The 24,083-nt window shown below is 71.6% G+C and carries 22 protein-coding genes; 7 read left to right on the top strand and 15 right to left on the bottom strand.

The annotated features are described in order from the left end of the window. Positions 1-2 precede the first annotated feature (2 nt). The 3 genes from ACQPY0_RS05785 (at position 3) to ACQPY0_RS05775 (ending at position 2,613) form a co-directional block, all read left to right on the top strand. Entirely contained in the window at positions 3-797 is a 795-nt protein-coding gene (locus ACQPY0_RS05785; RefSeq protein WP_432985667.1) for a hypothetical protein, read from the top strand. A 92-nt stretch (positions 798-889) separates the two neighbouring features. Further along, positions 890-1,639, top strand: coding sequence for an SCO6745 family protein (locus ACQPY0_RS05780; RefSeq protein WP_432995023.1), 750 nt, complete (start codon positions 890-892; stop codon positions 1,637-1,639). Positions 1,640-1,665: 26 nt separating this feature from the next. Then, positions 1,666-2,613, top strand: coding sequence for a GNAT family N-acetyltransferase (locus tag ACQPY0_RS05775; RefSeq protein WP_432985665.1), 948 nt, complete (start codon positions 1,666-1,668; stop codon positions 2,611-2,613). A 26-nt stretch (positions 2,614-2,639) separates the two neighbouring features. Here ACQPY0_RS05775 and ACQPY0_RS05770 read toward each other — a convergent pair whose 3' ends face one another. Then, a complete protein-coding gene (locus tag ACQPY0_RS05770) occupies positions 2,640-3,095 on the bottom strand; it encodes a gamma-glutamylcyclotransferase family protein (protein ID WP_344616602.1) in 456 nt (151 codons plus the stop codon). Between the two features lie 163 nt (positions 3,096-3,258). Between ACQPY0_RS05770 and ACQPY0_RS05765 the strand changes: the two genes are divergently transcribed. Next, complete coding sequence (locus ACQPY0_RS05765) at positions 3,259-4,662, top strand: NAD(P)H-quinone dehydrogenase (protein WP_432985663.1); 1,404 nt, start codon at positions 3,259-3,261, stop codon at positions 4,660-4,662. A 408-nt stretch (positions 4,663-5,070) separates the two neighbouring features. On the opposite strand, the gene ACQPY0_RS05760 is transcribed toward ACQPY0_RS05765, so the two are convergent. The 6 genes from ACQPY0_RS05760 to ACQPY0_RS05735 form a co-directional block, all read right to left on the bottom strand. Then, entirely contained in the window at positions 5,071-5,262 is a 192-nt protein-coding gene (locus ACQPY0_RS05760) for a hypothetical protein (RefSeq protein ID WP_432985661.1), read from the bottom strand. A gap of 742 nt (positions 5,263-6,004) precedes the next feature. Further along, entirely contained in the window at positions 6,005-6,607 is a 603-nt protein-coding gene (locus ACQPY0_RS05755) for a GTP-binding protein (protein ID WP_345124326.1), read from the bottom strand. Next, positions 6,588-6,965 carry a DUF742 domain-containing protein gene (locus tag ACQPY0_RS05750; RefSeq protein WP_345124324.1) on the bottom strand — a complete coding sequence of 126 codons (378 nt, stop codon included), beginning with the start codon at positions 6,963-6,965 and terminating at the stop codon, positions 6,588-6,590. Before ACQPY0_RS05750 ends, ACQPY0_RS05755 begins: the two co-directional genes overlap by 20 nt. Positions 6,966-7,075: 110 nt before the next feature. Further along, positions 7,076-7,480 carry a roadblock/LC7 domain-containing protein gene (locus ACQPY0_RS05745; protein WP_432985659.1) on the bottom strand — a complete coding sequence of 135 codons (405 nt, stop codon included), beginning with the start codon at positions 7,478-7,480 and terminating at the stop codon, positions 7,076-7,078. Continuing rightward, positions 7,477-11,025, bottom strand: a complete 3,549-nt coding sequence (locus tag ACQPY0_RS05740) for a nitrate- and nitrite sensing domain-containing protein (RefSeq protein ID WP_432985657.1) — start codon at positions 11,023-11,025, stop codon at positions 7,477-7,479. The genes ACQPY0_RS05745 and ACQPY0_RS05740 overlap by 4 nt, the downstream gene beginning before the upstream one ends. A gap of 244 nt (positions 11,026-11,269) precedes the next feature. Then, the gene (locus ACQPY0_RS05735) at positions 11,270-12,373 is read right to left on the bottom strand and encodes an adenosine deaminase (protein ID WP_432985655.1); all 1,104 of its coding nucleotides are present in this window, start codon (positions 12,371-12,373) and stop codon (positions 11,270-11,272) included. A gap of 17 nt (positions 12,374-12,390) precedes the next feature. Here ACQPY0_RS05735 and ACQPY0_RS05730 point away from each other — a divergent pair, with 17 nt between their 5' ends. Further along, positions 12,391-13,215 carry a putative RNA methyltransferase gene (locus tag ACQPY0_RS05730; protein ID WP_432985654.1) on the top strand — a complete coding sequence of 275 codons (825 nt, stop codon included), beginning with the start codon at positions 12,391-12,393 and terminating at the stop codon, positions 13,213-13,215. A gap of 48 nt (positions 13,216-13,263) precedes the next feature. Here the strand turns inward: ACQPY0_RS05730 and ACQPY0_RS05725 are convergent, their stop codons facing one another. From ACQPY0_RS05725 to ACQPY0_RS05690, 8 genes are all read right to left on the bottom strand, one after another. Then, positions 13,264-13,944, bottom strand: coding sequence for a DUF4272 domain-containing protein (locus tag ACQPY0_RS05725; protein ID WP_432985652.1), 681 nt, complete (start codon positions 13,942-13,944; stop codon positions 13,264-13,266). A gap of 49 nt (positions 13,945-13,993) precedes the next feature. Further along, positions 13,994-15,271 (bottom strand): thymidine phosphorylase, encoded by a 1,278-nt coding sequence (locus tag ACQPY0_RS05720; RefSeq protein WP_432985650.1) that lies wholly within the window; start codon positions 15,269-15,271, stop codon positions 13,994-13,996. Then, positions 15,268-15,936 (bottom strand): cytidine deaminase, encoded by a 669-nt coding sequence (locus ACQPY0_RS05715; RefSeq protein ID WP_432995021.1) that lies wholly within the window; start codon positions 15,934-15,936, stop codon positions 15,268-15,270. The genes ACQPY0_RS05720 and ACQPY0_RS05715 overlap by 4 nt, the downstream gene beginning before the upstream one ends. Positions 15,937-16,013: 77 nt before the next feature. Next, positions 16,014-17,270, bottom strand: coding sequence for an ABC transporter permease (locus tag ACQPY0_RS05710; RefSeq protein ID WP_432985648.1), 1,257 nt, complete (start codon positions 17,268-17,270; stop codon positions 16,014-16,016). Next, positions 17,267-18,442, bottom strand: a complete 1,176-nt coding sequence (locus tag ACQPY0_RS05705; RefSeq protein ID WP_432985646.1) for an ABC transporter permease — start codon at positions 18,440-18,442, stop codon at positions 17,267-17,269. Before ACQPY0_RS05705 ends, ACQPY0_RS05710 begins: the two co-directional genes overlap by 4 nt. Then, entirely contained in the window at positions 18,439-19,974 is a 1,536-nt protein-coding gene (locus ACQPY0_RS05700; RefSeq protein ID WP_432985644.1) for an ABC transporter ATP-binding protein, read from the bottom strand. The genes ACQPY0_RS05705 and ACQPY0_RS05700 overlap by 4 nt, the downstream gene beginning before the upstream one ends. 66 nt (positions 19,975-20,040) lie before the next feature. Beyond that, entirely contained in the window at positions 20,041-21,108 is a 1,068-nt protein-coding gene (locus tag ACQPY0_RS05695) for a BMP family lipoprotein (protein WP_432995019.1), read from the bottom strand. 181 nt (positions 21,109-21,289) lie between these two features. Next, positions 21,290-21,637, bottom strand: coding sequence for a hypothetical protein (locus tag ACQPY0_RS05690; RefSeq protein WP_432995017.1), 348 nt, complete (start codon positions 21,635-21,637; stop codon positions 21,290-21,292). Positions 21,638-21,695: 58 nt separating this feature from the next. Here ACQPY0_RS05690 and ACQPY0_RS05685 point away from each other — a divergent pair, with 58 nt between their 5' ends. Beyond that, complete coding sequence (locus ACQPY0_RS05685) at positions 21,696-22,610, top strand: MerR family transcriptional regulator (protein ID WP_432985642.1); 915 nt, start codon at positions 21,696-21,698, stop codon at positions 22,608-22,610. Between the two features lie 11 nt (positions 22,611-22,621). Beyond that, positions 22,622-24,073 carry a glycoside hydrolase family 13 protein gene (locus ACQPY0_RS05680; protein WP_432985640.1) on the top strand — a complete coding sequence of 484 codons (1,452 nt, stop codon included), beginning with the start codon at positions 22,622-22,624 and terminating at the stop codon, positions 24,071-24,073. Positions 24,074-24,083: the final 10 nt, after the last annotated feature.

The following is a 24,083-nucleotide window of genomic DNA, read 5'->3' as shown; positions in this document are numbered from 1 at the left end:
CTATGCAAGACGCCCTCGCCGCCGTCACGGCGCGGCTCTACTGCGCCCCGCCCGAGGACTTCATCGCCCTGCGCGGCGAGGAGGTCGCCAAGGCCCGCTCGGCCCGGGACACGGCCCTCGCCGCCGCGATCGGGAAGCTGCGCAAGCCCACGGTCGCCGCGTGGCTGGTCAACCGGCTCGCCCACGAGCGGCCCGAGCTCGTCGCGCAGCTGCTGGACCTGGCCGAGGAGCTGCGTTCGGCGCAGCGCGAGCTGCGCGGCGCCGACCTGCGCGAGCTGTCGGTGCGCCGCCGGGCGACAGTCTCGGCCCTGGCCCGCGAGGCGGTGCGGCTGGCCGAGCCGTCGCGGCGGGCCGGGCTGCCGGTCGCCGAGGTGGAGGCGACGTTCGCCGCGGCGCTCGCGGATGCCGAGGTGGCTTCGGCCGTACGCGAGGGGCGCCTGACGAAGGCGCTGGAGTACACCGGCTTCGGCGAGACCCCCCGGCCCAACCTGCGCCTGGTGCAGGGCGGGCCCTCTTCCGCCGCCGTGACGCCGATCCGTTCGGCCCCGGACGACAGCGAACGGGAGCGGCGGGCCGAGGCGCGCCGGCGCGAGGAGGAGCGGCGGCGGGCCGAGGAGGAGCACGCCCGGGTGGTGAAGCAGGCGCGGCGGGAGCTGATGACCGCGCTGCAGCAACTCGCCGACGCCGAGAACGCCAAGGCCGAGGCCGAGCGGGCCGTCACCGCGGCCGGGAAGGCCGTCAAGCAGGCCGAGAAGCGGGTGAAGCTCGCCCAGGACGCCCTGGCCGATCTCGGATAGTCTCGGCCGAACCGTTCGTCCCTTCCCGCACATGGCTGGTCCTCGAACGAGTGCCTTCACCGAGATCCGTGCGGGAGGGCAGAATGAGCCGGGTGACTCCCGAGCAGGCGGCCGCCGCGGCGAAGCAGGCGGTGCTGGTGCTGGGCGGCGCCTTCAGCGACGACCCGAAGACCATGCGCCGCGCCCGTCAGATCGGCCTCACCGGCTGGGCCTTCTATGTCGCCGGCCGCGGCGGCGCCCTGGGCGACGTGCGCGCCGACACGGTCGCCGCCGCGCTGGGCTTCATCGCCCCCGAGGCCGTCCAGGACGGCTGGGACGCGGCCCGCAAGGTGGCCCCGCCGGAGCAGATCGCCGCCGACAACCTCGACGAGTGCTGCCGCTGGGGCCGCGAGCACCTGGAGAGCTTCTACGCCCTGCCGAAGCTCGTCGAGCTGGCCGAGCGCGTGGTGGTCAGCGCCGAGACCGCCGGCATGCCGCTCTTCGCCGCCTGGCGCGCCATGCCGCTGCCGGACGACTCCCCCGGCGCCCGGGCCGCCGTCCTGGCCCACCTGCTGCGCGAGCACCGCGGCGCGGCCCACCTCGTGGCCATCCGGGCCAGCGGCCTGAGCCCGCTGGAGGCCATCATTTCCGGCCCGGACGGCGAGGCCGAGGCGACGGCGTTCGGCTGGCAACCGCCGTTCCCGGCGTTCGAGCCGCTGGTCCGGCGGCGCAGCTGGGCCGAGGCGCTGACCGACCGCATCGCCGGCGAGGCGTTCCGCGCGCTCTCGCCGCCGGAGCGCGCCGAGCTGGTCAACCTGCTCGACGCGGCCGTGCAGTCGGTCAAGGAAGCGCTGCCGGGCTGAGACACTGCCCGGCTAGCCTGTCGCGCATGGAACTGCTGGGTCTGCCCGGGTGGACGGTCCGGGGCTGCACGCTGCGGGACGTGGCCGCCATCCTGTCGGTGACCACGGCGAGCGACGTTGTCTCCCTCGGCGAGCCGGACTGGACCGAGGAGGAGGTCGTCGCGACCCTCACGGCGCCGCACACGGACCCGGCGGCCGACTCCTGGCTCGTCCACGGGCCGGACGGGGCGGCGCTGGCGTGGGCGTACGTCGACAACCCCGAGCGCGGCCGGCGCGACCACGTCGAGGTCTACGTGGTGCCCTCCGCCGGGGCGCCCGCCTTCGGGCCGCTGCTCGATCTCGCCCTGGCCCGGGTGGCCGAGCGGGCCCGCTCCGGCGGGCATGCCTCGGTCGCGCTGCGGGCCGGCGCCGTGGCCGGCGAGACGGCGTACATCGCCGAGCTGACCCGCCGCGGGTTCGTCTTCCGCAAGCGGCACGCCCGGATGACTCGGGTGCTGACCGGGGACGAGCGGCCGGTTGCCGGGTTCGGCATCCGGGCGGTGCGGGCCGATGAGTTGCCGCGGTTCCATGAGGTGCTGCAGACGGCCTTCGCGGACACGCCGGACTTCGTGCCGACCTCGTACTCGGACTGGCGGGCCGCGGTGGACGCGCTGCCGTCGGTGCGCCGGGACGAGTGGCTTGTGTCCGAAATTTCCGGACAAATTACCGGTGTACTGCAGTCCGCCGATCAGGGGGTCGAGCGCGGCGAGGGGTGGGTGAAGAACCTGGCCGTGCTGCGCGCGCACCGCAAGGCCGGGATCGGGCGCGCGCTGCTGCAGACCGCGTTCGCGATCTACGCGGCGAAGGGCCGGGCGACGGCCGGGCTGGGAGTCGATCTCACCAACCCGACCGGCGCTTATCACCTTTACACGAGCGCCGGCATGACCGTGGCGTTCGCGGCCGACTCCTACGAACGGACCGTGGACGCGGCCTGAGGCATCGCGGTCTCGGGCATCGCGGCCTAGGGCATCGCGGTCTTGGTCGGGCGGGCGCGCAGGGCCTCCAGGTAGTCCGCCGGGGCGCCGGCCTTCGCGGCGGCGTTGGCGATCTCGGCGAGATACCACGCCGTCGGCAGGCCGCCCTCGTAGCCGTTGAAGACGTACACCCAGGCGGTCTCCTCACCGTCCAGGGTGGCCACCCGCAGGTGCAGCTTCCGGTAGGTGCCGGCGAGGGCGCCCTCGACCTCGTCGAGCTGCTTCTCGTCGTTGGGGTGCACGTCGTACAGCGCGACGAAGACCCGGTCGCCGGGCGACTCGACGATCGTGGTGACCGAGCCCTCCCAGCCCAGAACGTCCTCCCCGGCGAAGGTCAGACGCCAGCCCTCCAGCCAGCCGGTCCCGATCATCGGCGAATACGGACAGTAGGCCCGCATGCGGGCAGGGTCCAGGTTTGAGCCATACGCGGCGTAATGACGCACGGCGATGACGATAAACCCGACCGGGTGCGGGAGAGAATACTGCAGAGCGTGTCGGATTCGGATCCACTCGTCGGTTACCACCGGGCCGTTCGGGCGGGGCCCTGCTCGGCCCGCTCGACACCGGGGGGAGAATGAAGTCAGGAAGCCGAGGAGGGGGACGGGCGTGGGCCGAATCGTGATCGTCGGAGGTGGCCCGGCGGGCTACGAGGCGGCCCTGGTCGCCGCGCAGCTCGACGCGCAGGTCACCGTGATCGAGGCCGAGGGGGCCGGCGGCGCCTGCGTGCTGCACGACTGCGTGCCCTCCAAGACCTTCATCGCCAGCTCCTCCGTGGTCACGGCCCACCTGGACACCGAGGCGTTCGGCGTGATCGGCCCCGAGGGTCCGGACGTGCGGGTGGACGGCCCGGCCGTGCACCAGCGGGTCAAGCGCCTGGCCGCCGCCCAGTCCGGCGACATCCACGCCAAACTGGTCAAGGCGGGCGTGGAGTTCGTCACCGGCACAGCACGCCTCGGCGAGGACACGCTCGGTCACACTCACGCCGTCCGGGTGACTCCCACCGACGGTGACGCTCCGTATGTGATTGACGCCTCGATCGTGCTGATCGCCACCGGCGCCACGCCCCGCGTGCTGCCGACCGCGGCCCCCGACGGGGAGCGGATTCTGGACTGGCGGCAGGTGTACGACCTGCCGCAGCTCCCCCAGCGCCTCATCGTGGTTGGCTCGGGCGTCACCGGCGCCGAGTTCGCCTCGGCCTACCTGGCGATGGGCGTCGACGTGACCCTCGTCTCCAGCCGCGACCGGGTCATGCCCCACGAGGACCCCGACGCCGCCATGGCGATCGAGCGCGTCTTCCGCACCCGCGGCATGACGATCCTCAACAACTCGCGGGCCGCCGCGGCTCGCCGCACCGCCGACGGCGTCGCGGTCGAGCTGGCCGACGGCCGGGTCGTCGAGGGCTCGCACGTGCTGATGTGCGTGGGGTCCGTGCCGCAGACCAGCACCCTCGGCCTCACGGACTACGGCGTCGAGGTCGCCCCGGGCGGCTACGTGACCGTCGACCGCGTCTCACGGACCAACGTCCCCGGCATCTACGCCGCCGGCGACTGCACCGGCCTCCTCCCGCTGGCCAGCGTCGCCGCCATGCAGGGCCGCATCGCGATGTGGCACGCCCTCGGCGAGGCCGTGGCGCCGCTGAAGCTCCGCACGGTCGCCGCGAACGTCTTCACCGACCCCGAGCTAGCCTCGGTCGGCATCGCCCAGTCCGACGTCGACAGCGGCCGCGTCCCCGCCCGCGCGGTGATGCTCCCCCTGGCCGGCAACGCCCGCGCCAAGATGGACGCCCTCGACGACGGCTTCGTGAAGATCTTCTGCCGCCCCGCCTCAGGCCAGGTCGTCGGCGGCGTGGTCGTAGCCCCAAAGGCCAGCGAACTGATCATGCCAATCGCCATGGCAGTGGAAAACCACCTGAGCGTCGACCAGCTGGCCCACACAATCACGATCTACCCATCAATCTCCGGCTCCATCGCCGAGGCAGCCCGCCAGCTCATGCAACACGAAGAAGACTGACCCAGCCGCGGCCCCCAGCCCCCAGTCGGCACCTTCCCTCGCCCGTGCGGCGGCACGGCTCAGGCGTGCCGGCTCTCCGGCCTCGTCCCAGGACCGCGTCCATTGAGGTCAACTACCCGGTCGACCCCCCGCGGCCCCACCTGCCGCGGCTCGCACGGCCGCCGCACCTTCCCAGCTGTCCACCTACAGCCGACGCACCCCGGCAGCCCGCACGGGCACCACACCTCCCAGCCGTCCACCCGCAGGCCACGCAATCCCGCAGCCCGCACGGCGCCACGACTCCCGGCTGCCGATCCCGCCCGGGCGGACGCCGCAACGTCCCGGCTACGCACCCACGGACCACGCGACCCCGGGTCAAGCCCGTGGAAGTGGAAGTGGTGTAACGGCTGATCTTTCGAGTTGTGCTGGTTAGAAGGGTTGTTGTCCGGGCCGGTGGGTGGTGGTGGGGTGGCTGGTTTCGGGCTGCCAGTGGTCGATGTCGTCGGGCCAGGGTGCGGGACGGCCGTGGTGGTTCCAGAAGCCGGTCTCGGCGCTGGTGGCGGTCGGGGCTGTGTTGCGTTCGGTGGGGTCGGAGATGGCGAGGTTATGGTGGGTGGTCATGCTGCGGTCTCCAGTGCGGGCAGGTTCGTGGTGGTCGTGGTGGTGGTTCTGGTGGTGTCGCGGGCTTTGGTGAGGACGTCAAGGGCGAAGTAGCGGCGGCCTTCGGTTCACCCGCAGCCCGCACGGCACACAACCTCCGGCTACCGATCCCGGACGGGCGGACGCCGCAACGTCCCGGCTGCACACCTGCGGGCCCCGCGACGATGCGGCCTACGGGGCGCCACGACCTCCCGGCCGTTCGCCCGTGGGCCATGCGAGCCAGCAGCCCCGCGCAGGCACCATGGCCTCCGGCTGTCGATCCCGCACGCCCGCACCTCGCAGTCCACCCCCAGCACTTACCGGCTTCCGGCTGCCCGTCCGCGGGCTGCGCGGCCCCGGCAGCCCGTGCGACGGCTACCGATCCCGCAGGCCCCCACCGTGCGGTCCCCGGGGCCCTACGACTTCCCGGCGTCCTCATGTGGGCCGCGCCGCTTCCCGGTCCGGTATCGCCACGCGGGCCCACTTGTTGCAGGCCTGCCATCGCTGCCGACATTTTGTTCGAAAACATGAAATGTCGGTTTTGAGCGATCGGCGGCTGGTCAAGATCGCTGTTCGTCCCCGCCCCGGCCGAGTGCGAGGTTGCGTGCGCGGTTCGGTACGCTGCGTTATGCATGGGTAATGCAAACACGCACCGGGCGGCCCTTTCGGGTGCTCGGTGCGCGTCTGTGGCTTGAGTGGGTGTCTTGCGGCGGTGCGGTGGCAGTTACGCCGGCGCCGTGGCGCGGGTGCGGCGCATCGACAGCACGTACTCCACCAGGGAGATGAGCACGTTCTTGGTCGACTCTCGCGAGCGCGCGTCGCACGAGACGACGGGCACGTCGCTGGAGATCGCGAGCGCCTCCCGCACGTCGTCGGCGTTGTGGTACTGCACGCCGTCGAAGCAGTTGATGGCCACCAGGTAGGGCAGCCGCCGGTGCTCGAAGAAGTCGATTGCGGCGAAGCAGTCGGCGAGCCGCCGGGTGTCCACCATGACGACCGCACCGATGGCGCCGCGTACGAGCTCGTCCCACATGAACCAGAAACGGGTCTGGCCCGGGGTGCCGAACAGGTACAGGATCAGGTCCCGGTCGATCGAGATACGACCGAAGTCCATCGCGACCGTGGTCGTCGTCTTGCCGGGCACATTGCGGGTGTCATCCACACCGACACCGGCGGAGGTCATGATGGCCTCGGTGGTCAGCGGCGTGATCTCCGAGACCGAGCCGACCAATGTGGTCTTGCCCACGCCGAAACCACCGGCGATGACGATCTTCGCTGACGTGACCCGCCCTGGGCGGTGCGCCACGTCAGAGCCTCCGAAGTCCACTCAGCACCCTCTCAAGCAGTTCTGTGCCCACCGACTCGTTTTCGTCGAGCGAGGTCGGCTCGTACACCGCGACCAGTCCGTCGGCAGCCATGTCCGCCACGATGACGCGGGCGACACCCAGCGGAAGCTGCATGCGCGCCGCGATCTCGGCGAGGGACTGCAGACGACCGTCGCAGAGCGTTGAAATGTATTGCTGCTCCTGGCCGTGAGCACCGCCCGGCCGGGTGTTGGCCGCCCGGCCACGCACGGTGGTCTCGACCAGAGCCTCGATCGCAATCTCCAGCTTGGGCCGGGTGCGACCTCGGGTGACGGCGTACGGCCTTACCAACGCGCCCGTTGGCTCATCGCGTTCGGCCATGTTCGCCGTTCACCTCCTCACTCGTCGGGCCTCGTAAGCAGCCAATGATGAGTATGTCTGTGCAGCAAATGGATATTGCTCTGTCACCAAGTTCAAGTTCAAGTTCAGCTTCAGCCGAGCATCGAGGCCGTTGGCCGGGGTGGTGGCGTGAGAGCGTCACCCACCCGGTCGACCAGCAACGCCATTTCGTAGCCGACCTGACCGACGTCGCACGCGCGGGCCGCGAGGACCGCGAACGACGAGCCGTCGGAGATCGACATGAGGAACAGGAAGCCATTGTCCATTTCGACAACAGTCTGCAGCACGGCCCCACCCTCGAAGCAGCGGGAGGCGCCCTGGGTCAGGCTGACCAGACCGGAGGCGATCGCGGCGAGCTGGTCCCCACGGTCGCGGGGCAGGTCGCGAGAAGACGCCAACAGCAGACCGTCCGCCGAGACGGCGACCGCGTGGGCGACCCCCGGCACTCGGTCCGCGAAGTTGGCGAGCAGCCAACCTAGATCCTGCGTAGATGTCATGCCTCTTGCTCCTTGCCAACCTGCGAGTTTTGAGGCCCGGCCGGTGTCGGCTCCGGGGTTTTCGAGTCGTCGGACCGCGTGCGGCCGCGCTGAACGCCTCGGTGATACGCCGACAGCAGACCGCGCACGGACTCCGGCGTCCGCTTGTGCGCAACGGCCGGGTTCTTTTCAACCCCGCCTGGAACCAGCTGCGACATCGGCACGCGCTTAGGCAAACCCATGTCGGTCGTCGCGAATTCCTGCGCGTCGGCGATTGCCGCTGCCGCTTGCCATCCTTCGTCTGCCGCAGTGTGCCAGTTTACTGCCGAACCGCTCGACGCCCGGTCGGCCGAACCTCGCGAAGCTTCACCCGGACTACGGGTTTCAAAACGCTGCGGAGGGACGTATTGGGCGGGCGCCTCACTGTAGGTGACCTCGACCGGCCGGGGGCTCGCCGACGGGGCGGGCGCGGGGCTCGCAGGAGGCGTCTGAACTGGGGGCGCGGTCGCGGGCGCCGGGTCGCCGAGGGGCGGGCGGTTGCTCGTGAACCACGCGGACTCGAGTTCCCGGAAGATCGGCAGCTCCATCGTCTCGTCGACGAAGCGCTGCTGGGAGCCGTTCGCCTCGCCCTCGCTCGGCGCCGGGTCCCAGTCCAGCCGGACCCGGGGGATCTCGGCGGTCATGTCGAGCGGCGCGTAGGGCTCCGCGATCGGCTCGGGCCGCTGCGGCGGCTCGGCATCGGGCGGCGGCCACGCGGACGACTGGGGCGCCATGTGGCTCGCCGGGCCGCCCTGGGCCGCCGGGGCGTCGTCGTAGGCGCCGAAGCCGGGGCGCTGCCGCGGGATCGGGCCGCTCACCTCTTCGGCGTCGGTGATCTCGTTGTTGTCGGCCGGCCAGTTCTCGTTGGCGCGGCGCTGCGGCAGCGGGTTGAGCTCGTTCGGCCCGCCGCCGTCGCGGTCGGAGAACGCGTCCTCGCCGACGCCGGTGAGGTCGGACCACGCCGGCAGGCTGCGCCCGCCGTTGCGGTCGCCGCCGCGGCCGGGGACCGGAGGCTCCGGGTTGGCGCCCCGGTCGGGGCCGTGGCCGAAGCCGTTGCTGCCGCGGCTGAACTCGCCGGTGCCCTGGCCCAGGCCGCCCCGGCTGAACTCGCCCGAGTCGCGGCCGAGGCCGCCGCCCCGGCTGAAGCCGCCGGTGTCCTCACCGCGGCCGAAGCCGCCCGCGGGCGGGAGGCTCGGGCGCGCCGGAGGCGGCGGCGGGGTGGGGCGCGGCGGGGCGCCGTTGGCGAAGCCGTTGACGGTCGGGCGCTCGCCGGTGTTGCCGCTGCCGCCGGGTCCGCCGCCGCCGAAGAGGCCGCTGCTGGTCAGGGTGCCGAAGCGCGGGCCGGAGCCGGAGCCGCCGGGGCCCGGTGCGGGGCTGAAGCCGCCGCCGAGCCCCGCCGGGCCGCTCTCCAGCGCCAGGGGCGAGGCGAGCGGGGAGCGCGGGGCCGGGGTCGACGGGATCGGCCGGGCCTGGACGACGTCGTTGGGGCCGACGGCGGGCATGCCGGCGGTCGGCATCCCGGCCGAGACACGCCCGGAGAGCGCCCGCGGGACGAGCACGCCGGCCGGCAGCGTCATGTCGGCGATGGTGCCGCGCTCGCGCGCCGCCCGCAGCTCGACCTTGACGCCGTGCCGGGCCGCCAGCCGGGCGACCACGACGAGACCCATCATCCGGGAGACGGCCACGTCGACCATCGGGGGGTTGGCGAGCCGGTCGTTGAGCTCGGCCAGCTGCTCGGGCGAGACGCCGATGCCGTGGTCCTCGACCAGCAGCACCGCGCGGTCGCCGACGCGGCGGGCCTCGACGATGACGGCCGAGTCCGGCGGCGAGAACGCCGTGGCGTTGTCCAGCAGCTCGGCGACCAGGTGGACCATGTCGTTGACCGCGTGCGCCGCGATCTCGATGTCCCGGTCGATCATGCCGAACTCGATGCGCGTGTAGTGCTCGACCTCGGACTGCGCGGCGCGCAGCACGTCCATCAGCGGGGCCGGCTCGCGCTGGATGCGCGTGGAGTCGGCGCCCGCGAGGACCAGGAGGTTCTCGTCGTTACGGCGCATCCGGGTGGCCAGGTGGTCGAGCTGGAACAGCTCGGCCAGGCGGTCCGGGTCCTCCTCGCCGCGCTCCAGCCGGTCGAGGTGGCCGATGAGCCGGTCGACCAGGATCTGGGAGCGGCGGGCGAGGTTGACGAACATGGTGGCGACGCTGGCCCGCAGCGCGGCCTGCTCGGCCGCGGTGCGCACGGCTTCGAGGTGGACGGCGTTGAACGCCTCGGCCACCTGGCCGAACTCGTCGCGGCTGCGGATGGGCAGCGGCTCGGCGATCTGGAGGGCGACCTGGTGCGGCGACATCTGCGTGGCCAGCGACGGGTCACGCAGGCGCTGCACCGCCTGGGGCAGGCCGAACTGGGCGACCGTGAGGGCGCCGTGGCGCAGCTCGCGCAGCGAGCGGGCCATCGACCGGGCCACGATCCAGGCGAAGAGGATCGCCAGCAGCAGCATGCCGAGCAGGGCACCGGCGGTGACGAGCACCTGGCGCTGCAGGTCGTTGTAGTGCGCGGCGGCGACCTCGGTGTTGTGCTCGTCGAACTCGATCTCGATGCCGCGCAGCAGGTTGGCCTTGTTGACCATGGCGTTGTCCCACGCCGTGGGGGTGAAGATGTCCGGCGGCAGCCGGTCCGTGGTCAGCGGGCCGAGCACGCCCTCGAAGGTGGAGGCCTCTTTGAGGTCGGAGCCGGAGCGCTTCTTGTCGAACAGGTCACGGTGCCACGGCTGGGAGTTGGTGCGGAACGTCTCCTCCGCCTGCTCCTGGCCGGTCAGCGCGGACTGGAACTCCTTGCGCAGCTGTGGCGTGAACGCCCTCGTCGTGAGCGCCCGGATGCCGACGACCCGCTCCAGGGCCACCTGCTCCTTCATCTCCGAGATGGCGGAGGCGGCACGCATGTCCGAGCCGAGCGAGGGGTTGTTGGACAGCTCGGCCGCGGTGCCGCGGATGCTGAGCAGGTCGTCGATCAGCGTGCGGTATCGCGCGACGACCGTGCTGGCCAGGATGTCCTTGCCACCGTCGGCGATCTGCTTGCGCATGTCCGTCAGGTCGCGCAGCTGCGTGTCAATCGCGGTGAGCTGGCGGCGGAAGTCCTCGGACGGGTCGGCCAGGCCGGAGCGGGTGAGATACTGCTTGCCGGCGTCGTCCGTCTTCTGGATCTGCCGCTCGAAGACGCTCTTCGCCTCGACGGCCGCGTTGTTGTCCAGCGAGCCGAGCAGCATGGCCGCGTTGGCCCGCTCGTTCTGCAGCTCGTGCACCAGGGCCGAGGCCTGCTCGGAAAGGCCGGAGAGGGTGCGGGCCCGGTCGGCGTCGTTCGCCTCGCCGATGTTGCCGACGAGACCGTTGGTGCCGACCACGATTGTCGCGATGATCGGGACGATCATGATCAGACCGAGCTTGGACCAGATCGGCAGGTCTCTGAGCCGGCCGATCGGGAAACGCAGACGCGACGAGACCGGCTCCCGCGTCGATGGCCGTTTGCTCACTTCACCGCCCTCCGAACCGGCGCCTAGTGAACCAGCAGGCACCCGCGACCGGCCGACCCTACTGGGCCAGACCTCCGAGATTCCACCATGTCCTGTGCCAAGAAGAAAGCCCAGGCCCGCCGCTGCACCTTATGTACAAGGAGGAAATAAATGTCCACTTGGCCCGGGTTTGCCGGCAATCATCCGACTACGCGGGGCGGTTTACCCGATACACCCAGATGATCACCGGCGACAAATCCGGACATCACGCCAGCTTGGCGTACGCCGGTTTAATCACATCATTGATCAACGCCAAGCGCTCGTCGAACGGGATGAAGGCGCTTTTCATCGCATTGACCGTGAACCATTGCAACTCCGCCCAGCCGTAGCCGAACGCCTCGACCAGCAGCGCCATCTCGCGCGACATGCTGGTGCCGCTCATGAGCCGGTTGTCCGTGTTCACCGTCACCCGGAAGCGCAGGTCGCGCAGCAGGCCGATCGGGTGCTCGCGGATCGAGGGGGCCGCGCCGGTCTGCACGTTGGACGACGGGCAGAGCTCGAGCGGGATCCGCTTGTCGCGCACGTACGCCGCCAGCCGGCCCAGGGAGTTGTCCGACCCGATGTCGTCGACGATGCGCACCCCGTGTCCGAGCCGGTCCGCGCCACACCACTGCAGCGCCTGCCAGATGGACGGCAGCCCGAACGCCTCGCCGGCGTGAATGGTGAAATGTGAGTTCTCGCGCTGGAGGTACTCGAACGCGTCCAGGTGCCGGGTGGGCGGGTAGCCGGCCTCGGCCCCGGCGATGTCGAAGCCGACGACGCCAGCGTCACGGTACCGGATCGAGAGCTCCGCGATCTCCATCGAGCGCGCCGCGTGGCGCATCGCGGTGAGCAGCGTGCCGACGCGGATCGGGCTGCCCTGCGCCGCCGCCTCGGCCGAGCCCGCGCGGAAGCCGTCCAGCACCGCCTCGACGACCTCGGGCAGGGCGAGGCCGCGCTCCAGATGCTGCTCGGGGGCGAAGCGCACCTCGGCGTACACCACCCCGTCGGCGGCGAGGTCGAGCGCACACTCCCGGGCGACCCGGTGCAGGGCCTCGGCGGTCTGCATCACGGCCACGGTGTGGGAGAAGGTGGTGAGGTATCGCTCGAGCGACCCCGAGTCCGCCGCCGCGACGAACCACTCCCCCAGGCCTTCGGGGGTGGCCGCCGGCAGCTCGTGGCCGATCTCGGCGGCGAGGTCGAGGATCGTGGCGGGGCGCAGCCCGCCGTCGAGGTGATCGTGGAGCAGCGCCTTGGGCACGCGACGGATCTCGTCGAGGTTTGGGCCCGTCGAACGGGTGGAGCCCGTCGAAGAGGTGGATGCAGCCATGGAACGACACTAGTCGTGTGCGACCCGACGTCATCACCCATCTGCGCTGTCCCGTGTGCCGCGCGCCGTTCGTGTCCGCCGATCGGGCGCTGCGGTGCCCGCAGGGGCACTCCTTCGACATCGCGCGGCAGGGGTACGTCGATCTGACCGCCGGCCGCCCGGTCCACACCGGCGACACGGCGCAGATGGTGGCGGCGCGCTCCGCCCTGCTGGCAGCCGGCCACTTCGCGGCCCTGACCGAGGCCGTGACGGCGACGGTCGCGCGGCTCTCCCCCGGCCTCGTGGTGGAGGTGGGCGCGGGCACGGCGCACTACCTGGTAGAGATAGTCCGGCAGATCGGTGATGTCGGAGTCGCGATCGACACGTCGAAGGCCGCCCTGCGGCGGGCGGCCCGGGCCGACGAGCGCATCGGTGCCGTACGGGCCGACATCTGGCAGGGCATCCCGATCGCCGACCACGCCGCCGCGGTCGTCCTGGACGTCTTCGCCCCGCGCTCCGGCGCGGAGTTCGCCCGCGTCCTGAGGCCGGACGGCGCCCTGGTCGTCGCGACTCCGGCCGCGGGCCACCTGGGCGAGCTGGTCGACGCCCTGGGCCTCATCCGCGTCGACCCGGCCAAGCGGGAGCGGCTGAGCAAGAGCCTGGATCAATGGTTCGTACCGGTGTCCGACCGCCGTGTCCGTGCCGATCTGGCCCTGTCGGCCGCCGACGCGCACGCCCTCGTGGGGATGGGTCCGAGCGCATGGCACACCGACGCGGCCACGGTGCGTACCGTCCTGGAAACCATGCCGGAGCCGATCGCCGCCACCCTGGACGTCGACCTCACCGTCTGGCGTCCGCGCTGAATGCGCCGCGAACCCGAAACCAAGGTATATAGAGCCGGCGCGACGGCATCAGGTGGAGAGGTCGACCTGCTCCCAGCCGGGCGGCGCCCCGTGGTACGGCCCGGCGAAGACCACCGCCCACTCCAGCGCCCACCGCCGCTGCCCAGCCGCGTTCGAGTCGATCTGCCCCGGCAGCGGCAGCCGGCGCCGCTCGCACTCCTGCAGGGACCAGTCCAGGCAGTAATACAGGTCGAGCTGCTCGGCCGCGGTCACCGCCGAGCGGGGGGCGGCCAGCGTGCGGCGGCGCCAGGAATCGAAGCTCTCGCCCGCGGCCAGGTTCGGCAGGCGCTCCATGAGCCCCTCGGCCGCCGTGCGCAGCGGGTCGAGGTCCATCGCGATGCCCAGCAGCCAGGACAGGGCGAAGAGCGCCTCCACGTGCAGGGCGAACGCGCGTTCGTCGCCGACGCCGTCGGCGACGAACTGCCACTCCGGCGGGGTGAGCCGCTCGATCAGGCGCGCCTCGGCCAGCCAGTGGACAGCCAGCTCGGGCGGCATCCCGTAGGCGCGGGCGAGGACCACGTTCAGGCACGCCGCCCGCGCCTCGATCTCGGCGCCGGGGCGCAGCTCGATCTGGTCCCCCGGCTCCCAGACCAGCGGGAAGTCGGGTGGGGGAAGGGGCAGCCGCAGGCGGTGCAGCTCCTCGAGGGTCGCCTCCCGCACGCGCTGCGGTTCCGGCGCCGTGACGCTCACCCGCGCACAATAGCCGTCGGCCAGCTGGCCGTCGAAGACGAGCCGTGCATCAGGAGATGCGGTCCAGGATCAGGGGCCGCTTGGCCGGGGGTACCTCGGCCAGCGTGACGGCGCCGCGGGCGACCTCCAGTGCCGCGGGCAGCTTGGCGGCGTCCTCGGCGCGCAGTTCCATGAGCACGTCGCCGGCGCGGACCGGCTCGCCGGGCTTGCGGTGCAGGATGATGCCGGCCGAGCTGCTCACCGGGTCCTCCTTGCGGGCGCGGCCGGCGCCGAGGCGCCAGGCGGCTACGCCGACCGCGTACGCGTCCAGGCCGGACACGAACCCGTCAGCCCCCGCGGTGATCGTCTCCACCTCGTTCGCGACCGGCAGCGGCGCGTCCGGGTCGCCGCCCTGGGCGCGGACCAGGGCGCGCCACGAGTCCATCGCGCGGCCGTCGTCGATCGCATCCTGCGGGTCGGCGTCGCCCAGGCCCGCGGCGTCGAGCATCTCGCGGGCCAGGGCCAGGGTGAGCGCGACGACGTCCTGCGGGCCGCCACCGGCCAGGACCTCCAGCGACTCCTCGACCTCGACCGAGTGCCCGACGGCCCGGCCGAGCGGGATCTCCATGTCGGTGAGCAGGGCGACCGTGGTCACGCCGTGGGCCTTGCCCAGCTCCACCATCGTGCGCGCCAGCTCGCGGGCGTCGGCGACCTCGCGCATGAACGCGCCCGAGCCGAACTTGACGTCCAGGACCAGCGCGGACGTGCCCTCGGCGATCTTCTTGCTCATGATCGAGCTGGCGATGAGCGGGATCGCCTCGACCGTGCCGGTGACGTCGCGCAGGGCGTAGAGCTTGCGGTCGGCCGGGGCCAGGCCCTCGCCGGCGGCGCAGATCGCCGCACCGACGGTGCGCAGCTGCTCGATGAACTCCTCGTTGGACAGCCTGGTGCCGAAGCCGGGGATCGCCTCCAGCTTGTCCAGCGTCCCGCCGGTGTGGCCGAGGCCGCGGCCGGAGAGCTGGGGCACGGCGGCGCCACAGGCGGCCACCAGCGGGGTGAGCGGCAGCGTGATCTTGTCGCCGACGCCGCCGGTCGAGTGCTTGTCGACGGTGGGGCGGCCGACCTTGGACAGGTCCAGCCGCTCGCCCGAGGCGATCATCGCCGCCGTCCAGCGGGCGATCTCCCCCGGTGTCATGCCGTTGAGCAGGATCGCCATCGCCAGGGCGGACATCTGCTCGTCGGCCACCTCGCCGCGGGTGTACGCGGCGACGACCCAGTCGATCTGGTCGTCGCTCAGGACGCCCTTGTCGCGCTTGGCGCGGATGACGTCCACGGCCGCGAAGCTCATCGGCTGCTCCAGTCCTGTTCGATGCCGGCCGGGCGCGGGGTGTCGCCGGCCCAGCTCGCGGTGCCCTTCGCGTCCACGACGACGACCCGCGGGGTGCGGATGCGGCCCCAGTCGACCGCCTCCGCGGCGGTGGCGAAGATCGGGCCCTCCTCCAGGATGCCCGCCGGCTCGTCGTCGCCGGTGCCGGACGAGCGTTCCCAGTACGACGTCCAGACCTGCCGGCCCTCGGCGATGTCGGGATGGACGAAGACGGTCCCGCTGCCGACCTTCAGGGCCAGGGCGGCCGGGACCGTGGGGGTGAGGTCCATCTCGCGCTCGTGAACGCGTGCGAGATCGGCGTCGTCGAAGGCGTACGGCAGCAGCGCCGACATCGGCAGCGGCCCGCCGGCGTGGTCGATGAGCAGCCCCGCCCCGCCGTGCTCCCACAGCAGCTGCCGGCACCGGCCGCACGGCATGAGCGGCTGGCCCTCGGCGTCCACGCAGGCCAGGGCGACGAGCCGGCCCCCGCCGGTCACCTGCAGATTGGAGACCAGGCCGCACTCCGCGCACAGGCCGAGGCCGTAGGAGGCGTTCTCCACGTTGCAGCCGGCCACGACCCGGCCGTCGTCGACCAGCGCGGCGGCGCCGACCGGGAACTTGGAGTACGGCGCGTACGCCCGTTCCATGGCCGAGACCGCCGCGCTGCGCAGCGCTTCCCAATCAACCGGTAGAGAGTTCACGGATCAATCTTGCCTGCTGCGGCTCATCCGCCGCGGCGATAGGGCTTGCCGTCGGCCGCGGGCATGCGCAGGCGCTGGGCGGCGAGGGCGAGCACGACCAGCACCGTGAGGTACGGCGCGGCCTGCACGAGCGCCGTGGGGATCTTGTCGACGGAGAAATACAGGACGTACGACAGCACGCCCAGCACCGCCGCGGCCACCGCGACCACGCGGTTGCGCCGCACGAACTCCCACACCGCGAGCGCCAGCAGCAGCGCGCCGACCAGGATCAGCAGCGCGTGGACGGACTCGGAGCCGCGCCGCAGCTGCAGCGCGTCGGTGTAGCCGAACAGCGACGCGCCCACGGCCAGGCCGCCGGGGCGCCAGTTGCCGAAGATCATGGCGGCGAGGCCGATGTAACCGCGGCCGCCGGTCTGGCCCTCGCGGAAGATCGCCGAGCTGACCGTGGACAGGTACACGCCGCCCAGGCCGGCCATCGCCCCCGAGATGATCACGCCGTAGTACTTGTACTTGTACACGTTGATCCCGAGGCTCTCGGCCGCCCGCGGATCCTCGCCGACCGAGCGCACCCGCAGGCCGAACGGGCTGCGCCACAGCACCAGCCAGGTCCCGATGATCAGCAGCACGGCGAGCACCGTCACCAGCGACACCTGCACCAGCAGGCCGCGCAGCACGCCGGCCAGGTCGCTGACGAGGAACCAGTGGTGCTTCTCCAGGCCGGCCAGCCGGTCGACGAAGGGCACCGAGACGCGCGGGACCGTCTGGTCCGGCTTGAGCGCGGGCGACTGGGTCGCGCCGCCGCTGCCCCAGGTGATGAAGGAGAGGTACCGCGTGATGCCCGGCGCCAGCAGCGTGATCGCCACACCGGAGATGATGTGGTCCACGCCGAAGGTGACCGTGGCGAGCGCGTGCAGCAGGCCGCCGATCGCGCCGCCGGCCATGCCGATGAGCAGGCCGAGCCACGGGCCGTACTGCAGGCTGCCCCACGCCCCGAACCAGGTGCCGAGGATCATCTGCCCCTCGAGGCCGATGTTGACCACGCCGGCCCGCTCGGACCACAGGCCACCCAGGCCCGCCAGGCCGATCGGCACGGCCGCCTGCAGCGCGGCCTGGATGGCGCCCTGCGAGGTGACGTCGTCGGCGCCGGTGATCAGGTGTACCAGCGACAGGCCGACGAGGACGCCGGCGATGACGAGCAGGATCCGGGCCGTGCTCATCCGGCGGCGCCGCGGCGCGACCGGCCCCGCCGCGGCGGTGGAGAGCATCGTGTCGGTGCTCACTTCGACTCCTCCGAGCTCATGGCGAGCGGGGCCGAGCCGGCCGGGGCCGCGGTGGCGGCACCGACCCGCTTCTGCTGGGCGCGCCGGCCGATCCGGGTGGCGAGCTCGTAGGCGACGACCACGGACAGGACCGCGGTGCCCTGCATGATCACCACGATCTCTTTCGGGATGTCGTCGAGGTCGAGGATGATCTGCGAGCGGGCCAGGAAGCCCCACAGGATCGCGCCCAGCGCCATGCCGACCGGGTGGTTGCGGCCCAGCAGAGCGACGGCGATGCCGGTGAAGCCGATGCCGCCGAAGCCCTCGGTGTAGGTGTGCGTCTCGCCGAGCATGCGGGGCAGGTTGACCAGGCCGCCGATGGCGCCGGAGATCACCATCGCGGTGATGACCATCTTCTTCGCGCTCACGCCGCTGGCCGTGGCCGCGAACGGGTTGTAGCCGGTGGCGCGCAGGTCGAAGCCGAAGCGGGTGCGGTTGATGGCGAACCAGTAGCCGAGGCCGAGCACCACGGCGATGACGAGGAAGCCGAGCACCTTCTCGTCGGTGCCGGAGATGATCGGCAGGCCGGGCATCCAGGAGTCCTTGGGCAGGATGCCGGTGGTCTTGATCTGCGCATTCGGCGCCTGCGTGCCCCAGTGGTCGTTGAGCAGCCAGGTCACCACCTGCCCGGCGATCGCGTTGAGCATCAGCGTCGAGATGACCTCGCTGACCCCGCGCTGGGTCTTGAGCAGCGCGGCGATCGAGGCCCAGATCGCGCCGACGATGGCGGCGACCACGATGATGAGCACGATCCGCAGCGAGCCGGGCATCCAGCTCATGAAGGAGGCGCTGGCCAGCGCGCCGGCCATGAACGCGCCGATCTTCGACTGGCCCTCGACGCCGATGTTGAACAGGCCCATCTTGAAGCCGATGGCGACCGCGACGGCGGCGATGTAGTACTCGCTCGCCTTGTTCAGGATCTCGACCATCGAGTCCGGGTCCAGGCCGTAGTCGTACATGTGGGAGAACGCCTGGATCGGGTCCTTGTCGGTGATGAGCAGCGCGATCGAGGAGATCACGGCGGCCAGGACCAGCGCGGCGACCGGAGCGATCAGCTGCGGTACGAGCTTGGCGGGGTCGATGCGCCGCCAGAACGGCGGTGCGGAGGCGACGGCGGTTCCTTCCGCGCTCACTCCTGGGCCTCCTCGATCGTGGCCTCCTCGGCCGTGGCGCCGGTCATGGCGACGCCCAGTTGTTCGGGGGTGACGCTCGCCGGGTCGGCGTCGGCCACCAGCCGCCCACCATAGATGACCTTGAGCGAGTCGGACAGACCGATCAGCTCGTCCAGGTCGGCCGAGATGAGCAGCACGCCCATGCCGGCGATGCGGGCGCTGCGGATGTGGTCCCAGATCGCGGCCTGGGCGCCGACGTCGACCCCGCGGGTCGGGTGGGCGGCGACGAGGACCTTCGGCTCGTGGCTCATCTCGCGGCCGACGATGAGCTTCTGCTGGTTGCCGCCGGAGAGCGCCACGGCGGCGACGTCGATGCTGGGGGTGCGCACGTCGTACTCCTCGACGATGCGCTGGGTGTCGCGCCGGGCGCCGCCGACGTCGATGAGGAAGCCGCGGGCGTTGGGCCGCTCGGTCTGGTGGCCGAGGATCCGGTTCTCCCACAGCGGGGCGTCCAGCAGCAGGCCCTGGCGGTGCCGGTCCTCCGGCACGTAGCCGATGCCGGCCTCGCGGCGGCGGCGGGTGGACCAGGCGGAGACGTCCTGGCCGCCGAGCCGGATGGTGCCGGTGGCCGGGCGCATGCCGATGATCGCCTCGGCGAGCTCGGCCTGGCCGTTGCCTTCGACGCCGGCGATGCCGACGACCTCGCCGCGGTGGATCGTGAAGGTGGCGTTGTCCACCACCGGGCGGCCCTCCGGGCCCAGGACCGTGAGGCCCTCGACGACCAGGGCCGGCTCGTCGGTGACGGTCGACTCGCGCGCCTCGGGGCTGGGCAGTTCGCTGCCGACCATCAGGGTGGCCAGCTGGCGGGCGGTGACCTCGGCGGGCTTGACCGAGGCGACGGTGGTGCCGCGGCGGATGACCGTGATGTCGTCGGCCACCGCGCGCACCTCGTCGAGCTTGTGCGAGATGAACAGGACGGTCAGGCCCTCGCGGATGAGCTCGCGGAGGTTGCCGAAGAGCTCGTCGACCTCCTGCGGCACGAGCACCGCGGTCGGCTCGTCGAGGATGAGGATCCGGGCGCCGCGGTAGAGCACCTTGAGGATCTCCACGCGCTGGCGGTCGCCGACGCCGAGGTTCTCCACCAGCTCGTCCGGGCGCACGCCCAGGCCGTACCGCTGGGAGATCTCTTCGATCTTGGCTCTTGCCCCCGACCCGATCCCGTGCAGCTTCTCGGCCCCGAGCACCACGTTCTCGGTGACCGTGAAGTTGTCGGCGAGCATGAAGTGCTGGTGCACCATGCCGATGCCGGCCTCGATCGCACCCTGCGGCGAGGAGAAGCGCACCGGCTTGCCCTCGACGATGATCTCGCCCTCGTCGGGCGGCTGCATGCCGTAGAGGATCTTCATGAGGGTGGACTTACCGGCCCCGTTCTCACCGACGATCGCGTGGATCGTGCCCTTGCGCACGGTGAGGTTGACGTCGGAGTTGGCCACAACGCCGGGGAACCGCTTGGTGATCCCCTTGAGTTCGACGGCGGGCGGTTCCGCGGTCATCCAGGCTCCTAAAGATGAGGCGGGGGACTGGATCACAGTCCCCCGCCGAGCACCCGATGTCTACATCTACTTGGTAGGGACGGTGACCTTACCCGACGCGATGTCGGCCTTGGCCGCGTCCAGCTTGGCCTTGATGTCGTCGACCTGGCCGCCGGAGGTGGCGTAGCCGACGCCGTCGGTCTTGAGGTCGAAGACGGTCGGGCCGGCCGTGAACTTGTCGTCGGCGAAGTCCTTGACGAAGTTGAACACCGCGTTGTCGACCCGCTTGAGCATCGAGGTCATGATGACCGGCTTGAGCGAGGCGTCGGTGACGGTGTTGTACTGGTCCGAGTCGACGCCGATGGCCAGGGTCTTCTTGTCCTTGGCGGCCTCGAAGACGCCGGTGCCGGAGCCGCCGGCCGCCGCGTAGACGATGTCCGCGCCCTGGTCGTACATGCCGCTGGCGGCGGTCTTGCCACCGGCCGGGTCGTTGAAGCCCTTGCAGGCGTCGGCCGGGGTGGACAGGTAGTTGGTCAGCACCTTGATGTCGGCCTTGGTGGCCTTGGCGCCGGCTGTGAAGCCCGCCTCGAACTTCTTGATCAGGTCGACCTGGCAGCCACCGATGAAGCCGACCGTGCCGGTCTTGGACTTCAGGGCCGCGGCGACACCGACCAGGTAGGAGCCCTGCTCCTCGGCGAAGACCAGGTCCGCGACGTTGTCGGCCTTGGTCGCGCCGTCCACGATCGCGAACTTCGTCTTCGGGCAGTCCTTGGCCGCGCGGGCGAGCGGGCCGTTCGCGGCGTCGGCGCCGTCGTAGACGAAGCCCACGGCGATGACCGGGTTGTAGCCGCTGGTGCAGAGCACCTTCAGGCGGGAGTACTTGTCGTTCTCGCTCTCGCCGGCGACCGCGGCCAGGTCCTTGACATCGACGTTGAGGTCGCTCTTGACCCGGTCCAGGCCCGCGGCGGCGGAGTCGTTGAAGGACTTGTCGCCCCGGCCGCCGATGTCGAAGGCAAGGCCGACCTTGACGTTCTTCTTCGAGGCCGGCGCGCTGCTGCCGTCTCCCGCGCTGTCCTTGTCATCACCGCAAGCGGTCATGCTGCCCAACGCGACAAACGCCACCGCGGCGGCCGCGAGAACCTTCATCCCACGCACTCGGCGCAAGACGGTCTCCCTTCCCGATGCACCGCCCATCGCGGTGAACCCAACGGCGGGAGCGTACGCCCTCGATGGTGCCGTTCCAGCGTTTGCTGCCGGGTTGGGAGGCTTGCGTTATAGGGCCGTGACGTGCCGCCGGTCGCTCCCGCCTCGTGAGATCGATCTTGTAACGCCCCAGTTACCTCCAAAACACGGCAACCGCGGCGTTAACGAGCGTTAACCCGATCAAAGCGAGGAAATGACCCTGGTTGACCTCCTCTCGCTTGCGGGAGAAGAACGCCATCGCGAAGATCATCAGCGCGATCACGAGCTTCACGGCGAGCTTCGCCGACGGCGGCTCGTGATCGCCCCCGCCGCGCAGCGGGGCGGCGAGCCCGAGACCGGTCACCACCTGGACGACGGCGCCCCAGAGGATGGCCGGGTTGATGCGCAGCTTGCCGGTGACGTACTGCGCGATCCCGCCGCCGAGCAGCAGCGCGAAGCCGATCAGGTGGAGGAACAGGAGGATGAGCCGCAAAGGTTCCACCCGCGCAAGGTAGCCGCCCGTTGACTCTCCCCTTGCTGGAGGGTCCAGGATCGGTTTCATGAACATCGGCGAACTGTCGCGCCTCACCGGGCTGCCGGTGAAGACGATCCGGTACTACTCGGACGTCGGCCTGGTGCCGGAGGCCGAGCGGTCGCGGGCGGGGTACCGGCAGTACGACCACGGCTCGATCGTCCGCCTGGAGTTCGTGCGCACCCTGCGCGAGCTGGGCCTCGACCTCGCCACCATCCGCCAGGTGCTCGAACGCGGCGCGGACCTGCGCGAGGTCGCCGCGGCGCACGCGGACGCGCTGGGCGCCCAGATCCGGGTGCTGCGGCTGCGCCGGGCCGCCCTGCGCGCGGCGGCGGGGCGCGACGCGACCCCGGCCGACCTCGAACGGCTCGCCCGGATCGCGCAGGCCGGTGCCGACGAGCGGCGCCGCATCGTCGAGGAGTTCTTCGACAGCATCTTCTCGGACATCTCCGACTCCGAGGAGTCGCGGGAGTTCACCACCAGGCTGCGCCGCGTGCCGGCGGACCTGCCCCACGAGCCCACGGACGAGCAGGTCGACGCCTGGATCGAGCTGGCCGAGATGCTGCGCGAGCCGGACTTCCGCGAGCGGCTGCGCGAGATGGGCCGGCGCAGCTTCGCCCCCGGCACGGCGCGGGTCGTCCCGACCGACGCGGCCGAGATCACGTGGTTCATCGACCTCGTCGAGCAGGCCCAGGACCGGGGCCGGCCCGGCCCGGCGGCCGTGGTCGACGAGGTGATGGCCCGCTGGGCACGGGCGGCCGGCCGCGAGGACGGGCCGCAGCTGCGGCGGGAGGTCGACGAGTCGCTGGACCTGTCGATCGAGCCGCGGGCCGAGCGTTACTGGCAGTTGATGGCGAGCATCAACGGCTGGCCGCCGGTCCCGGCCCGGATGCACCGCTGGGCCTGGTTCCATTCGGCCCTCAAGGCAACGCTTGATCGGTAGCGTTGGGTCACGTGGAGTGGTGGCGGACCGCGGTCATCTATCAGATCTACCCGCGCAGCTTCGCCGACTCCGACGGGGACGGGATCGGGGATCTGCCGGGGATCACCGCGCGCCTGCCGCACCTGGCCGACCTCGGGGTGGACGCGCTGTGGCTCTCGCCGTTCTACCGTTCACCGATGGTCGACGGGGGCTACGACGTGGCCGACTACCGCGACGTCGATCCCGTGTTCGGGACGCTGGCCGACTTCGACTCCCTGGTGGCCGCGGCGCACGGGCTGGGTCTGCGCGTGCTCGTCGACATCGTGCCGAACCACACCTCCTCGGCGCATCCGTGGTTCCTGGCCGGGCTGCGGGATCGGTACGTCTTCGCGGCCGGGCGCGGCTCGCTGCCACCCAACGACTGGCGGTCGCTGTTCGGCGGGCCGGCTTGGACGCAGATGCCGGATGGATCGTGGTATCTCCACCTTTTCGACCCCGCTCAGCCAGACCTCAATTGGGACAATCCCGACGTTCGCGCCGAGTTTTCGGACATTTTGCGGTTCTGGCTTGATCGCGGGGTCGACGGGTTTCGGATCGACGTGGCGCACGGTTTGATCAAACCGGATTTTTCGGAAGTATCCGTTTTCGATCAGGACGGGGTGCATGAGATCTACCGGGGCTGGCGCAGGATCCTGGACTCGTACCCCGGCCAGCGCATGGCCGTCGCGGAGATCTTCGACACGCAGCCGCGGCGGGTGGCGCGATACGTCGCCGCGGACGAGCTCCACCAGGCGTTCAACTTCGACTTCCTCGACGCGCCGTGGGAGCCCGGCCCGCTGCGCCGGATCATCGACGACTCGCTGAGCGCCGCGGCCGAGGTCGGGGCGCCGCCCACCTGGGTGCTGTCCAACCACGACCGGCGCCGCCCCGTGACCCGCTTCGGCGACGGCGCGCCCGGGCTGCGCCGGGCCCGCGCGGCGGCGCTGCTGATGCTGGGGCTGCCCGGCTCGGCGTACGTCTACCAGGGCGAGGAGCTGGGCCTGCCCGAGGTACTCGACCTGCCCGACGAGGCCCGCGCGGACCCGCAGTGGGTCCGCTCCGCCGGCGCCGAGCCGGGCCGCGACGGCTGCCGGGTCCCCTTGCCGTGGGAGGGCGAGGCACCCCCGTTCGGCTTCGGCCCGCGTGACCGCTCCTGGCTGCCGATGCCGCCGGACTGGGCGGCCCGCACGGTCGCGGCCCAGCGCGCCGACCCCGGCTCGATGCTGAACCTGTACCGCGCGGCCCTGCGCCTGCGCCGCCCGGCCGCGACCCTGACCTGGCGCCCGGCCCCGGAGGGCGTGCTGTGCTTCTCGACCGGGGCGTATCTGGTCGCGACGAACTTCGGCGACTCCGCCTTCGCCCTGCCCCGCGAGCCGGTGCTGGCCAGCTCCCCGGTGGGCGCCGGCCTGCCCCCGGACACGACGGTCTGGATGGAGCCGGACTGACGTCCGGCTC

The sequence above is a fragment of the Dactylosporangium sp. CA-233914 genome (genome assembly GCF_050942935.1).
Lineage (GTDB): Bacteria > Actinomycetota > Actinomycetes > Mycobacteriales > Micromonosporaceae > Dactylosporangium.
This window is presented reverse-complemented; position numbering and strand designations above follow the sequence as displayed.

Bases quoted from the DNA above. Each gene is read 5' to 3' on its own strand.
- ACQPY0_RS05785 (WP_432985667.1), top strand. From the start codon at position 3: ATGCAAGACGCCCTCGCCGCCGTCACGGCGCGGCTCTACTGCGCCCCG.
- ACQPY0_RS05775 (WP_432985665.1), top strand. From the start codon at position 1,666: ATGGAACTGCTGGGTCTGCCCGGGTGGACGGTCCGGGGCTGCACGCTG.
- ACQPY0_RS05760 (WP_432985661.1), bottom strand. From the start codon at position 5,262: ATGACCACCCACCATAACCTCGCCATCTCCGACCCCACCGAACGCAAC.
- ACQPY0_RS05750 (WP_345124324.1), bottom strand. From the start codon at position 6,965: ATGGCCGAACGCGATGAGCCAACGGGCGCGTTGGTAAGGCCGTACGCC.
- ACQPY0_RS05745 (WP_432985659.1), bottom strand. From the start codon at position 7,480: ATGACATCTACGCAGGATCTAGGTTGGCTGCTCGCCAACTTCGCGGAC.
- ACQPY0_RS05735 (WP_432985655.1), bottom strand. From the start codon at position 12,373: ATGGCTGCATCCACCTCTTCGACGGGCTCCACCCGTTCGACGGGCCCA.
- ACQPY0_RS05720 (WP_432985650.1), bottom strand. From the start codon at position 15,271: ATGAGCTTCGCGGCCGTGGACGTCATCCGCGCCAAGCGCGACAAGGGC.
- ACQPY0_RS05715 (WP_432995021.1), bottom strand. From the start codon at position 15,936: ATGGAACGGGCGTACGCGCCGTACTCCAAGTTCCCGGTCGGCGCCGCC.
- ACQPY0_RS05700 (WP_432985644.1), bottom strand. From the start codon at position 19,974: ATGACCGCGGAACCGCCCGCCGTCGAACTCAAGGGGATCACCAAGCGG.
- ACQPY0_RS05685 (WP_432985642.1), top strand. From the start codon at position 21,696: ATGAACATCGGCGAACTGTCGCGCCTCACCGGGCTGCCGGTGAAGACG.